General features: G+C 39.1%; 10 protein-coding genes and 1 pseudogene. 5 read left to right on the forward strand and 6 right to left on the reverse strand.

Features of this window, described 5'->3' with window-relative positions:
• Positions 1-375: 375 nt before the first annotated feature.
• Positions 376-2,274 carry an asparagine synthase (glutamine-hydrolyzing) gene (gene asnB, locus ETB99_RS14030; protein WP_171700886.1) on the reverse strand — a complete coding sequence of 633 codons (1,899 nt, stop codon included), beginning with the start codon at positions 2,272-2,274 and terminating at the stop codon, positions 376-378.
• 145 nt (positions 2,275-2,419) lie between these two features.
• Between asnB and ETB99_RS14035 the strand changes: the two are divergent.
• From ETB99_RS14035 to ETB99_RS14050, 4 genes and pseudogenes are all read left to right on the forward strand, one after another.
• A pseudogene (locus ETB99_RS14035) lies at positions 2,420-2,659 on the forward strand (IS982 family transposase); the annotation flags it as partial.
• 182 nt (positions 2,660-2,841) lie between these two features.
• Positions 2,842-3,714, forward strand: a complete 873-nt coding sequence (locus ETB99_RS14040) for a C39 family peptidase (RefSeq protein WP_042411611.1) — start codon at positions 2,842-2,844, stop codon at positions 3,712-3,714.
• A gap of 161 nt (positions 3,715-3,875) precedes the next feature.
• The gene (locus ETB99_RS14045) at positions 3,876-5,462 is read left to right on the forward strand and encodes a multicopper oxidase family protein (RefSeq protein ID WP_171700887.1); all 1,587 of its coding nucleotides are present in this window, start codon (positions 3,876-3,878) and stop codon (positions 5,460-5,462) included.
• Positions 5,463-5,622: 160 nt separating this feature from the next.
• Positions 5,623-5,970: a four-helix bundle copper-binding protein gene (locus ETB99_RS14050; protein ID WP_082816570.1), complete on the forward strand. Its 348-nt coding sequence runs from the start codon at positions 5,623-5,625 to the stop codon at positions 5,968-5,970.
• A gap of 57 nt (positions 5,971-6,027) precedes the next feature.
• Here the strand turns inward: ETB99_RS14050 and copZ are convergent, their stop codons facing one another.
• Genes copZ through ETB99_RS14065 form a run of 3 tightly spaced genes read right to left on the reverse strand, consistent with a single transcriptional unit; the run spans position 6,028 to position 8,978 of the window.
• The gene (gene copZ, locus ETB99_RS14055; protein WP_171700888.1) at positions 6,028-6,231 is read right to left on the reverse strand and encodes a copper chaperone CopZ; all 204 of its coding nucleotides are present in this window, start codon (positions 6,229-6,231) and stop codon (positions 6,028-6,030) included.
• Between the two features lie 21 nt (positions 6,232-6,252).
• Entirely contained in the window at positions 6,253-8,649 is a 2,397-nt protein-coding gene (locus ETB99_RS14060; protein WP_171700889.1) for a heavy metal translocating P-type ATPase, read from the reverse strand.
• A gap of 17 nt (positions 8,650-8,666) precedes the next feature.
• On the reverse strand, positions 8,667-8,978 hold the full coding sequence (locus ETB99_RS14065) for a metal-sensing transcriptional repressor (protein WP_042535805.1): 312 nt from the start codon (positions 8,976-8,978) through the stop codon (positions 8,667-8,669).
• A 187-nt stretch (positions 8,979-9,165) separates the two neighbouring features.
• On the opposite strand from ETB99_RS14065, the gene ETB99_RS14070 reads away from it, so the two are divergent.
• Positions 9,166-9,873: a cytochrome c biogenesis protein CcdA gene (locus tag ETB99_RS14070; protein WP_047817982.1), complete on the forward strand. Its 708-nt coding sequence runs from the start codon at positions 9,166-9,168 to the stop codon at positions 9,871-9,873.
• A gap of 79 nt (positions 9,874-9,952) precedes the next feature.
• On the opposite strand, the gene ETB99_RS14075 is transcribed toward ETB99_RS14070, so the two are convergent.
• Both ETB99_RS14075 and ETB99_RS14080 read right to left on the reverse strand, forming a co-directional pair.
• A complete protein-coding gene (locus ETB99_RS14075) occupies positions 9,953-11,191 on the reverse strand; it encodes a redoxin domain-containing protein (protein ID WP_375153722.1) in 1,239 nt (412 codons plus the stop codon).
• A gap of 173 nt (positions 11,192-11,364) precedes the next feature.
• Positions 11,365-11,565: an SHOCT domain-containing protein gene (locus ETB99_RS14080; RefSeq protein ID WP_171700890.1), complete on the reverse strand. Its 201-nt coding sequence runs from the start codon at positions 11,563-11,565 to the stop codon at positions 11,365-11,367.
• Positions 11,566-11,689 lie beyond the last annotated feature (124 nt).

Below are 11,689 nucleotides of genomic sequence, written 5' to 3' on the forward strand. Positions count from 1 at the left end.
TTATGTCTTCTGTTGACGGGTGACACGCTTGATCGCGTTCTTTCTACCACTTAGGGCATTTTCTATTACGGGGATGCCCTATTTGTGTTGCGCTTCTTTACATACTACTATCGGAGTGAATAGTTACATAATAAAAAAATATCCCTCTTCTTTAGAAATACCGCCAACCTATTAAGTTGACGGTTCATCACTCATTTATTAATTATTCATTGATTGCATGTAATAATCTGATCTTGTAATTCCTTGATGGGATGATGATTAACATATTTATTTTAATAATCCGTTGACAGGTACGAAAAATAAAAGAGCACCCAAAAGCTGAATTTTAGAAGCTTGGGTGCAAATAAGAAGACAGGAAATCACAAATTAATCAAATTAGATTGATAGCAGCTGCTTGTCTTTTTTATATACATTTGTAAAATCGTATTTCTTTTCCACATATACTTGGTGCCAAATCATAAAGATAAGAACGGTCCAAATTTTTCGGCTGTGATCTGCCTTATCGCTACAATGCTCGTCTAGTAAACGGTACAATAGATCTTTATTAAATAAATGATCTGTTGCACTTTCTTTTATAATATTTTTCGCCCAATCATGCATTTCATTTTTTAACCAATGACGAATTGGCACCGGAAATCCTAATTTTTTGCGATTTAAAACATGATCTGGAACAATTCCTTTTGCTGCTTTTCGTAGAATATATTTCGTCGTTTTGTTTGTCGTTTTCATTTCCGGAGCAATTTTGGCGGCTACTTCAAATACCTTTTTATCTAAAAATGGAACCCTCAACTCTAATGAATGGGCCATTGTCATTTTGTCCGCTTTTAATAAAATATCGCCTCGCAGCCATGTATGAATATCAATATATTGCATCCGGTTTACAGGAGGATAATGAGTTGTTTCTCTATAAAAAGGAGCTGTAATATATGTATATTCTAATCCCCTCTTATATCCTTTTAGCAGTTCTTGTTTTTCTGTCTCGCTATACATTTTCGCATTGCCGATATATCGTTCTTCCATTGGTGTTGTACCGCGCTCAATAAAGCTTTTTCCTTTTATTCCTTCCGGGAGTAGCCCTGCAATCACTCTCAAAGCTGATTTAACCGTACTTGGCATTCGCTCAAAAAGTTCCAATGACTGTGGCTCACGATAAATGTTATAACCGCCAAATAACTCGTCAGCTCCCTCACCGGAAAGAACGACCGTTACATGCTTTCTTGCTTCCCGGGCAACAAAATAAAGCGGTACTGCCGCAGGATCGGCAAGTGGATCATCCATATGCCACATAATTTTCGGTAATTCCGCCATATATTCCTCTGGTGAAATGACATAGCTAATATTCTCAACGCCCAGCTTTTCCGCTGTTTCTTTTGCCACATCAATTTCACTGAAGCCTTCCCGCTCAAAGCCGACAGAAAATGTCTTGATATTAGGATTGAATTGTTTAGCAATTGCTGCAATGAAGGATGAATCAATTCCTCCTGATAAAAACGAACCTACCGGCACATCGCTGCGCATATGCACTTGCACGGAATCGAACAGCGCGTTGCGAATTTCTTTGACAAGTCCATCTTCTGATTTGATGATAGGTTGGAATTTGGCTTTCCAATAGCGATGAATGGTTAATTTTTCACCGATTTTTTTCTTAATATAATGACCCGGTTCTAACTTTTTAATACCAACAGACATCGTCATTGGTTCAGGTACATATTGGAATGTTAAATAATGCTGCAGTGAATCATAGTCTAATAAATCATTTTTAAGAGCTAGCAAAATACTTTTCTTCTCGGAAGCAAAAAACGTACGGTCGCCCTGTTCCATATAGAAAAATGGTTTTATGCCAAACGGGTCACGTGCCGCAAAAATTGTTTTCTCTTGTTTGTCCCAGATGACGAAAGCAAACATACCTCGAAGCTTTTCTACAGCTTTTTCTTTTTCAGCACTATAAAGAGCAATAATGACTTCAGTATCGGAATGAGTAGTAAATTTATATCCCTTTGCAAGCAATTCTTCTCGCAATTCCACATAGTTGTAGATTTCCCCATTAAATATGATCCAATATCGCTCATTTTCATAGGACAATGGCTGATGCCCTGCCTCAAGATCAATAATACTCAAGCGTCGAAATCCAAAATTCACGTATTCATCAAAAAAATAACCATCATCGTCAGGACCGCGATGAGTAATGATATTATTCATTTCTTGAAACGTTTCTTTCCATTTTTCATCAATGATTCTTGGATGATCATGAATACAACCAATAAAACCGCACATGATATTGCTATTCCCCCACTTTATTAAATTTAAATTTTATAGAACCCGTGGTGCTAGATAAAATCGAGTAAGCATAAAAATAGCCCTTGCTTGTGGATTTCCTGTAGAATGAAAGTGCTATCCAACATTCGAAAGGAGAATCCCCATGCAAGAGCACTTTCATTTTACTACAGATCAAGCAAAGATTCAAAAACAATATGCAGTCATTTTCTTTTTTGTTTCTGCCCAGCTGTCACAAATTCAATTCTATCTTCAACGTCGCAATCGTCATTTGGTGAAACAAGAAGATACGGTGATCATTGCTATTCATCTTTTACATCTTTTAGGAAAGCTGCTTGGCTTCTCTTCCGAACATGCATGGCATCGCTTTGTGACTGGGAACTTGACCTGCTTGCGATATTTTCATTCCTCTAACATATTAAAACAATAAAATGTGGAGAAATTATGGATTTTTTGAGATTGTTACATAATTGTTACATAATTACATGATAAGAATCATCTCCATTGTTTCTGCATATTTAGTCGATAATATAAAAACAGCAAGTTTAACAAAGGGGTGCAGCTGTCATGTTAGGGATTATACTTTTTTTAGCCTTTATGATTGTTTCACTTTCTATTTTTCTTTTACGAAAGCCAACCAATGAGAAGTTATATAAACTAGCAATAGGATCCTATATCGCTTTTTTCCTATTGTTTTTAACTCTATTTTTCCATTATGTAAATTCTGAAAATATGGTCGACGCTATAAACAATCTAGTACAGAAAACATCATATAAAAATAAAGTTGAAGCGAGAAATCCATCATCTAGACATTCAAAAGAACAAATCCCGGTTAAATCAGCTCTCATTGATGCCCCCCTTTTCTCGCAACTCCCAGAACTACCAAGGGGGTGCGAGGTAACAAGTCTGGCAATGCTTTTGAATCACGCGGGAATCAATGTAGACAAGATGACACTAGCGAAGCAAATAAAGAAAAATCCAACCCCTTATCGAATACATAATGGAAAAGTATTTTATGGACATCCAAATGAAGGGTTTGTTGGTGACATGTATACAATAAAGAAACCGGGATATGGTGTCTATCATAAACCTATAAAAGAATTAGCCGAGATTTATTTACCAAACCAAATCGTTGATTTAACAGGACAATCATTTGAAGAAATATATAAGTATTTGTCTGAAGGTACCCCAGTTTGGGTTATTACCAACACAACCTTTCGTATACTTCCTCCGTCTGAATTTATTGAATGGCAGACCCCGCAAGGCCCTATAAAAATAACATACCGGGAGCATTCCGTGTTAATCACCGGATATGATGAGAAATATATTTATTTTAATGACCCATTGACAGGTACGAAAAATAAAAAAGCACCTAAGTCTGAATTTATTCAAGCTTGGATACAAATGGGCAAACAAGCTATTACCTATAACCGCAATTAACCGGTTATAGGTAGTGGCTTATCTTTTTTATGTCAAACAATAATTTAATCTTCGAACTACTTCGTGTGAAAAAAATATAATTTTTCTCCATAAATTTTGCACATTTATTTTTTATGATGATGTTACTATGACTTACATCACAAGTTTATGGAGGGAAAGCGATGAAGAAATTATTGTTAGGAACTGTTTTGGCAGGAGTTGTTGCGATTGGTGCAGCTTGCTCAAATAATTCTTCGATGCAAGGACACGACATGTCCAACATGAATACAAAAAAAGAAAATACTTCTAATGAATCCAGTAAGCAGCAATTACCTTTAGCAACCAATACAGAAGTATTATCTGGGAAAGAGATTAACCTTACTGCGAAGGAAGCGTTATTACAAATCAACGATCAAGTCAAACTTCCGGTATACACGTATAATGGATCGGTACCCGGTGCGCAAATCCGCGTAAAGCAAGGGGATAATGTGAAAATTGTTTTAAAAAATGAATTGCCAGAACCGATCACGATTCACTGGCACGGCTACCCTGTTCCAAATAACCAAGATGGAGTACCGGGTGTCACGATGGACGCCATTAAACCGGGTGAAACGTTTACGTATGAATTTACAGCAACCGTGCCGGGAACGTATTTTTATCATTCCCATCAAAAAAGCGCCGAGCAAGTGGACAAGGGATTATACGGTACATTAATCGTAGAACCGAAAAATGAAGAAAAAGTAGATCGAGATTATACACTTGTGTTAGATGAATGGATGAGCGACCCGGACGCCGAAAGCCATATGGACATGAATATGAGCGGCATGGATCATAGTAATATGAATAATGGAAATAGCTCTGATAATCAACAAATGGATATGAGCAGCATGGGACATAACATGAATATGTACGATATTTTCACGATTAACGGAAAAAGCGGGGCTGCTGTCCAACCGTTAAAAGTGAAAAAAGGCGAAAAGGTGCGGCTTCGCCTTGTAAACGCAGGATACATGGCCCACAAACTTCACCTGCATGGTCATGAGTTTAAAATTGTCGCAACTGACGGGCAGCCGTTAAAAGATCCGCAACCAATCAAAGATGAACTTTTAAATATTGCTCCGGGTGAACGTTATGATATTGAATTTATCGCGAATAACCCGGGTGAATGGTTATTAGAATGTCATGGTGATATGGAAGGTACCGATGGCATGAAAGTGAAAATTCAATACGAAGACCAGACAAACAATACGGATAAAGAAAATGCAAAAGAAAACCTTCCTGTCGTGGATATGACAACATACGGAAAATATGAAACAGGTCCATTTACGTTAGACGAAAAATATGATGTAGAGTACACAATGGATTTAGGAACCGCTATGGGCAAAAATGGCATGATTTTCACGATTAATGGGAAAACGTATCCTGACACAGCGCCTATTAATGTGAAGACAGGAGATTTAGTAAAAGTCAGAATTGTGAACAATTCACCAAAAGATGTACATCCGATGCATTTACACGGACATTTCTTCCAAGTATTAAGCAAAAACGGCAAGCCGGTCACAGGCTCTCCATTGATAAAGGATTCCTTAAATGTAAACCCTGGTGAAGAATATGTCGTCGCGTTTAAAGCGGATAATCCGGGAAATTGGATGTTCCATTGCCATGACTTGCACCATGCTTCAGCCGGAATGGTCACAGAAGTAAAATATACCGATTACAAATCGGACTATACCCCAGATCCGAATGACACAACGAATAAAGGGGAATAACGATTTATCGTAGTAAGTAAAAGAGGCTGATTTCAAAAGGTCGATTTAGCAACCTTTTGAGACAGCCTCTTATTTTTTGTCCTTGGTTCGTATTTCCAGTATATTATTTTTTAGTTAGAAAAAAATAAAAATGAATTTAAATCAAAAGGAGTGATTATATATGACAACGGTTATTGATTCATCATTTCAACAATTTCAAACGTGTATTGATGCTTGTAACAAATGTGTGCAAGCATGTGAAGAATGTCTGACTTCATGTTTAAAAGCAGCTGACGTACAGGCTAGAACACATTGTATCAACATTTTAAGGGATTGTGCAGATATTTGTGCCATGGCGGCTCAATGGATGTCTCGCGGAAGCATGTATGCGAAGGAGTTTTGCCAACTTTGCGCGACAATTTGCGATGCTTGTGCCGCTGAATGTGCAAAATTCCAAGATACACACTGTCAGGAATGTGCCAATTTATGCCGTCAGTGTGCTGAAGAATGCCGTAAAATGTCATCATAATACTATTTGAGGGTGTCTCAAAAGTGATCACTTTTGAGACACCCTCTCTCTTTCATGTTACTTCACATTATATCCTTGCTCTTCAATCGCTTCTTTCAGTTTTTCTACGCTTACTTTTGTTTCATCATAATCTACATCGACTGTACCTTCTTGCAAATGTACTTCGACGCGGCTGACGCCATCTAGCTCTTGAAGGGCATTTGTCACCGCCGCTTTGCAATGTCCGCATGTCATTCCTTGTACTTGTAATGTAATCGTCATCATCCATTCCTCCTTAAATGTTTATATTTTCACGCGTTTCAAACGAAGCGCGTTTGTCACAACCGATACAGAGCTAAATGCCATCGCTGCCCCAGCGATCCATGGTTGTAATAACCCAGCTGCAGCGACTGGAATGCCAACGCTATTATAAAATAATGCCCAAAATAAGTTTTGCCGAATGTTTTTCATTGTTTTGCGGCTTAACTCAATCGCTTTCGGAATATGGGCTAAATCCCCACCGACCAAGGTAACATCGGCCGTTTCGATCGCGACATCCGCTCCTGTGCCAATCGCCATCCCAATATCCGCTTTCGCAAGAGCTGGAGCGTCATTAATTCCATCACCGACCATCGCGACTCGTTTCCCTTGTTTTTGCAATTCCTCGACGATTTTCGCTTTGTCTTCCGGCAGCACCTCTGCATAGACATGATCAATGTGCACTTGGTTTGCGATCGCTTCCGCTGTCCGTTTATTGTCTCCCGTTACCATGTACACTTCGATACCCATTTGTTTTAATGTTTGAATCGCTTCTTTGGAGCTTTCTTTTACTGTATCCGCGACAGCAATGATGCCGGCAAGCTGTCCATCGATCGCAATGAGCATGACTGTTTTTCCTTGTTTTTCAAGCTCTACCATTTTATCTTCATGCACAGAAATCTCTACAGAGCGCTCCTTCATCAATTTTCGCGTTCCAATAAGGATGCTTTTTCCGTCAATGACAGCTTCAATTCCGTGGCCGGTAATGGCAGAGAAATGCTCCAATGGCTTAATAGAAATTGCTTGTTTCTTCCCGTATTCAACAATCGCATGAGCCAACGGATGTTCCGAAGCGCTCTCGGCTGAAACGGCATAGTCAAGCATGTTTTCTTGGAATTGTAACACATCTGTCACTTCCGGTTTTCCTTTTGTCACTGTTCCTGTTTTATCCAGTAATACGGCATTGATTTTATGCGTTCCCTCTAGGTACTCACCTCCTTTAAAGAGAATTCCCTGTTCTGCCCCTTTGCCGGTGCCGACCATAATCGATGTCGGTGTGGCCAAACCGAGCGCACAAGGACACGCAATGACAAGAACGGCGATGGCCACTTCAAGCGCTTTTGCCAAATCACCCGGCGCAACAAAGAAGTACCATATAATGAATGCAACGACAGCAATTCCGACAACAATCGGTACGAAAATGCCGGAAATGGTATCCGCCATCCGCTGAATCGGGGCTTTCGACCCTTGCGCCTCTTCAACGATTTTAATGATATTGGCCAGCGCGGTATCTTTTCCGACTTTTTCGGCACGAATGGTCAGTACGCCATTCGTATTCATCGTCGCCCCGATCACATAGTCGCCTTCCTTCTTATCAACTGGAATCGATTCACCAGTAATCATCGATTCATCTACGGAAGATGCCCCGGCGATGACCGTACCGTCTACCGGGATTTTTTCTCCTGGCTTGACAAGAATCGTATCGCCGATCACCACTTCCTCGAGCGGAACCTTTCTTTCCTCCCCATTACGGATAACAGTCGCTTCCTTTGCCTGAAGGCTCAACAGCTTAGAGATCGCTTCGGTTGTTCTCCCTTTCGCAAGATCCTCAAAGTATTTTCCGACAACCACAAGCGTAATCAAGACGGCGCTCGTTTCAAAATATAATCTTGGCATATATTCAGGATTCCCAATCGTTCGAAAAGCTTCATACAAGCTGTAAAAGTACGCAGCCGATGTTCCAAGCGCTATGAGAACGTCCATGTTAGCGCTCTTGTTTCGTAACGCCCGGTACGCCCCGACATAGAAGGGACCGCCGATGTAGAACTGAACGGGTGTAGCTAAAAGAAGCTGGAACCACGGATTCATCAGCAGATGCGGCATCGGCAAGCCTATATCAAACGGCATATGGGCAAGCATCGTATAAAGCAGCGGCAACGATAAGATGATAGAAATCGCGAGTTGCCGTTGTTTTCGTTTCAGCCGCTCTTCTTTCCGGCCAGCATCGTCTTGTTCTTCGTTTCGAATCTGCCCCTTGTACCCAAGCTTTTTGATTTTTTCTAAAATGTCTTCGACAGATGTAACGCCTTCCTTGTATTCGACAACAGCACTGTTTGTCGCCAAGTTTACAGCAGCGCTTGTCACACCTTCCATCCGATTTAACCCTTTTTCAATCCGTGACGCACATGCCGCGCATGTCATCCCTTCAATATCGAGCGTCACTTTTTCTGTCGCAACGCCATACCCCAAATTCTCAATTTTCGTTTCGATATCGGCGATCGTTTGCTTCGATGGATCATATTTAATCGTTGCTTTTTCCATTGCCAAATTGACATTGGCTTCTACTCCATCCATCTTATTTAATACTTTCTCAATCCGATTGGCACACGCGGCACATGTCATGCCGGTCACTCTAAGTGTGACATGCTTTTGTTCACTCATAATGCTTCCCACTCCTTTCACTTTGAGAACTGTTTAATGACATCCATTAATTCACGAATGGATTCTTCTCCGCTTCCTTCGCGAATCGCTTTCGACACACAATGGCCAACATGACGTTCTAGCAAGTTCAATCCTACTTTATTTAACGCTGCCGTGATCGCTGAAATTTGCACTAAAATATCGATGCAATACCGATCGTCTTCGACCATTTTTTGCACCCCGCGCACTTGTCCTTCAATGCGCTTCAAGCGCTTGATAATGCTTTCGATTTCCTGTTCCGTTCGTGGAACCATTTTTTTATCCATATTATGATCTTCACAATGGTTCATAAAACATCACCTCTTCAATTACATTATACCGGTAATGGGTATAAAGCGCAACTAGGATATCTCACAAATCATGTTCGCCAACAATCCATAATAAACACTAAGTAGGAAAAATCCAATTTTCCACAAAAAATTCACAATTTTATTTTACAGTATCGTTATCAAGATTGAAGAGAGAGGATCGATCAATATGAACGATATCAATGTATTTCTAGCTTTCGGAGCGGGATTACTGTCTTTTATATCCCCTTGTTGTTTACCGCTATATCCAGCTTTTTTATCTTACATTACTGGGGTATCCGTTGATGAAATAAAGAAAGAAAATGGGATGCTTCAAAAACGCGCAATACTCCATACATTCTTTTTCTTGCTCGGTTTTTCCGTCATCTTCATCGCTATTGGTTTTGGTACTTCTGTAATAGGAAAACTATTCGTTGATTACCAAGATTTAATCAGACAAATTAGTGCCTTGTTCATTATCTTTTTTGGTCTCGTCATTTTAGGTGTATTTTCACCTTCCTTTATGATGAAAGATAAACGGTTAGTTTTCCGCAACAAGCCTTCCGGTTATTTTGGCTCTATTTTAATTGGCATAGGATTCGCAGCGGGCTGGACTCCCTGCACAGGTCCAATTCTTGTATCAGTGATCGCGTTAGCAGCTACCAAACCGAGTGCAGCTATGTTATATATGTTCGCATATGTATTAGGGTTTGCTGTACCTTTTTTCATCATGTCATTTTTTATCAGCAAGTTGAATTGGATAAAAAGATATAACGCTGTCATCGTCAAAGTCGGAGGGGTTCTTATGATTATCATGGGAATTATGCTGTTTTTTGATTGGATGACAAAGATCATTATCTTTTTTACAGATTTGTTTGGTGGGTTCACAGGTTTTTAATATACTCCCGAAATCCCCCCTTGAGTGAATAGCAACAATTCTTGTTACTGTCCACTCAGGAGGGATCATTATTTAGTTTTTATTGAATATTCGAGATCATGCGATCCATCGTTTCATAAGACATAGGACCTATATACTTATCTCTAATAACCCCGTTTTTATCGATGATATACGAAGTGGGGATCGTTATTGCACCGTATAGATTTCCAATGTCCCCTTGCTCATCAAGCACAACTTTAAATGTCACTCCCTTATTTTTCACAAAATCGTTCACCGCATCAGGACCTCTTTCGCTATTCGTTAAGTTGACTGCTAAAATTTCTACATTGTTATTTTTATTGTTTTCGTAGAACTTTTGCATTTCTGGCATTTCAGCTCTACAAGGCGGACACCAAGTAGCCCAAAAATTCAATATCACCGTTTTTCCACGCAAATCAGACAATTTTATTTTATCCCCTGTAATTGAAAGTAATTCAAAATCCGGGGCAACTTCTCCTTTATTCGTGCCGATTTTTCCCGAATCCAATGAAGTAGACACGACCGGCTTTGATTTGATCTTTCCTTCTTCCTGTTGATTGTTAAAAACAGAAGCTACAGCAATACTTACCATCATCACACCTAAAGCGAGTTGGGTCATTGCGTTTCTCCGCCCCTTGTTCTCGTCCCCAAGAGCCGCTTCTCTTTCTCGCCTCTCTAACCAATATGAAATACATATAAAAACGATAACGAGAGAGCCATACAACCATACTTCTTTTGATATGATTCCTGTATTTACAAAATATTTTTTATACAGGGCTAGTTCGAATTGAATGAGATGGAACCATATAAGAAGTTGCAATAAAGTTTTTTGAATTTTGACTCGTGATGCTACTATAAAAAAACAAATCGCTACTATTGCTTGCAAAATGATGAAATAATTTTGGGAATTTTCCATTACTCGAATCCATGCAAAAGTACTAAAATAGCCAAAATATACCGGAACTACTGCTCGTGTGTAAGAAGCCACAGGAATATTCTGCTTTTTTACGTATAACCAAGTATAGACCGTGATAAAAACAATCCCCATACTAATGCCAACATATCCCCCGTTAAAATAAAGGATTGTCATCGGATTTTGTAAAACTGAATTCGGATGTAAAAAGACATAACTAAATTTCCAAATGAGTACACCGTTAATAAAACTGTTAAAAATTAAATCCATGATGTTTCGTTCTATTTTTAATATCTTAATGCCGTAATAAAACATAACATAGCTAATCAGTAAGCTGCTTACGAGCAAAAGATTTTCGCCTTGAACTACAATATTGCCGAATTGCAATACGCATCCCTCCAAAATTTTATGTAGTTGGCTTATTATAAATAAAAAATATGAATTTATTATGGAGATAAAAAGAAGTTGTTGACAATGCAATCAACAACTTCCTTCATCTATATGAAATGAAAAAAGGGGGGAGCAATGGTAAATCGCATCTCCTGTATACAATATAACGACTACAATTTTTTGGATAGCTGTTCAAATTCATCTAAAGAGATCTCTCCTTTGGCTAATCGTACTTTCAATATTTCTATCGGAGAGAGTTCTTCTTTACGATCATTGATAAAACGATGTAAGAGATAAAAACCAATGGCGATTAATACAACCCAAAATAACATGATCCCAACCATCATAAAAGAACCTCCAAACATTCCCATTGAGTTTCCCTCCTTTTCCTAACTTTAAAACCAATAAGTGATCGTATCTAATATACCAAGTAAAACCATCACGATTCCGGCTGTTTTCTGAACAATCCCCCCTACTTGTCTTCCTTTTTTCATT

The organism is Anoxybacillus sp. CHMUD (assembly GCF_013096965.1).
GTDB lineage: Bacteria > Bacillota > Bacilli > Bacillales > Anoxybacillaceae > Anoxybacillus > Anoxybacillus kestanbolensis_A.

What these genes read in the sequence shown, in the direction of transcription:
- asnB (WP_171700886.1), bottom strand. Translation starts at nt 2,274, where the DNA reads ATGTGCGGTTTTATTGGTTGTATTCATGATCATCCAAGAATCATTGAT.
- ETB99_RS14040 (WP_042411611.1), top strand. Translation starts at nt 2,842, where the DNA reads ATGTTAGGGATTATACTTTTTTTAGCCTTTATGATTGTTTCACTTTCT.
- ETB99_RS14045 (WP_171700887.1), top strand. Translation starts at nt 3,876, where the DNA reads ATGAAGAAATTATTGTTAGGAACTGTTTTGGCAGGAGTTGTTGCGATT.
- ETB99_RS14050 (WP_082816570.1), top strand. Translation starts at nt 5,623, where the DNA reads ATGACAACGGTTATTGATTCATCATTTCAACAATTTCAAACGTGTATT.
- copZ (WP_171700888.1), bottom strand. Translation starts at nt 6,231, where the DNA reads ATGACGATTACATTACAAGTACAAGGAATGACATGCGGACATTGCAAA.
- ETB99_RS14060 (WP_171700889.1), bottom strand. Translation starts at nt 8,649, where the DNA reads ATGAGTGAACAAAAGCATGTCACACTTAGAGTGACCGGCATGACATGT.
- ETB99_RS14065 (WP_042535805.1), bottom strand. Translation starts at nt 8,978, where the DNA reads ATGAACCATTGTGAAGATCATAATATGGATAAAAAAATGGTTCCACGA.
- ETB99_RS14070 (WP_047817982.1), top strand. Translation starts at nt 9,166, where the DNA reads ATGAACGATATCAATGTATTTCTAGCTTTCGGAGCGGGATTACTGTCT.
- ETB99_RS14080 (WP_171700890.1), bottom strand. Translation starts at nt 11,565, where the DNA reads ATGGGAATGTTTGGAGGTTCTTTTATGATGGTTGGGATCATGTTATTT.